Raw genomic sequence first — 1,376 nt, forward strand, 5'->3', positions numbered from 1 at the left:
CCAGCTTGGCCAGAAAGGCCAAAAGCATAATCCAGAAAAAATTGGTGTACCCTTCCACCCGCTCCCCGACGTTGAAGACCAGCCCGTGGCCGTCCAGAAAATTACGAATATAACGGAAAGAGATGAAGGCATCATCCTGCAAAAGATTGAAACCGAGAAACTGGAACACCAGAAGCAAGGACAGCAAAAAACAAATAATGCCGAAACGAACCAATCCTGGCGGCAAGTTAATGCGGAATTTCATTTCGCAGACCTACCGGTTTTCCATATTGTTTGCCGTCAGGGAATCCAGGGGTACCACCCGGCGGTTTTTCAATACCCCCCGGGCCACCAAAAATTCTTCGGCGGTGGGAACATTGGCAATCATGTCGGAGAGTTGTTGGGTGGCCTCGTCGTACCGTTTTTGAACGTTTAGCCAGGTCACGTAGTACCATTGACCGAGCGAACCGCCGCCATCCAGTTCCAAACCTCGGTGGAGATAGCTGCCCGAGGATTCGGGAAAACCAAGCAGGGTATATAAATACCCCACCGTCATATAGAGTACGGCGCAGTCTTTGGGCCCCGTCTCCAGCGCCTGTTTAAGCACAGTCAAGGATTTTCTCCCGTCCGTCCGGGTCAAATTCAGCCCCTCGTTCAGGGCGTTGGCGAAGGCGGCCGGCTGATCCGGGCCGGTGACTAAAGTAAATTCCTTAAAGCGTCTGTAGAACAAGGATAGGCTGTTTCCGCTTCCGCGATAAAGGAACTCCAGCCGGTAATTCTGGCGGAATTCCGGATACAAAAACAGCGCCCGTTCGGCCGGCGAGGAGGGTTTCATCTCCGTGGAGAAAACGATGACGTCCGGCTTTTGTGAAAGGATATAGCCGGCGTTGAAATTTTTTTCCTTCCAGCTTGACTCAATTCCCGGGATGCTTTCCGGGTTTTTGGCGATTGCCGGTTCGGTCAAGCCCAACATGTCGAGGACCCGCCGGTTGCCGGCATAGTAGGAAAAAGCCCCAATGGTTGAATTGGCAAAGCTTTTGTCCGAAGTGTGCCGGACAAAAAGACCGGCCAATTCCCGCATTTTCGCCACCAGTCCCCGTTCCTGGGCGGCGGTGGGGTCCAGATAAGTCTTGGGAATTCCATAGGCAAAAAACCCGGATAAAAAGATTGCGGCCGCAAAGGCCAACCGGTGCCTCGGCCAATTCTCTATCGACCGAAAAAGCCCTTCGATTAAGGGCGGGTATAGGAAGAAGAGGATGGGTACGAAGAAGCGGTGGGCTTTCAAGACGTCGCCGCCAATCAGGACAAGGTAGAGGGTGTAGCCGGCAAAAACCAAAAGGGAAAATTGCGAAAAGGTCGAAAGTTTCTTCCAGAATAGGACGGGGAGGAGTAGAAAA

At 52.5% G+C, this 1,376-nt stretch carries 2 protein-coding genes; both read right to left on the reverse strand.

The window, feature by feature from the left end; all coding sequences use genetic code 11:
* Positions 1-244 (reverse strand): hypothetical protein (locus tag VNL73_02350; protein HXF48251.1); only part of this gene is annotated, 244 nt, incomplete at its 3' end.
* Between the two features lie 9 nt (positions 245-253).
* Positions 254-1,376: hypothetical protein (locus VNL73_02355; protein HXF48252.1), on the reverse strand; the 1,123-nt coding region annotated here is incomplete at its 5' end.

It is taken from the genome of Verrucomicrobiia bacterium (assembly GCA_035574275.1).
GTDB lineage: Bacteria > Zixibacteria > MSB-5A5 > DSPP01 > DSPP01 > DSPP01.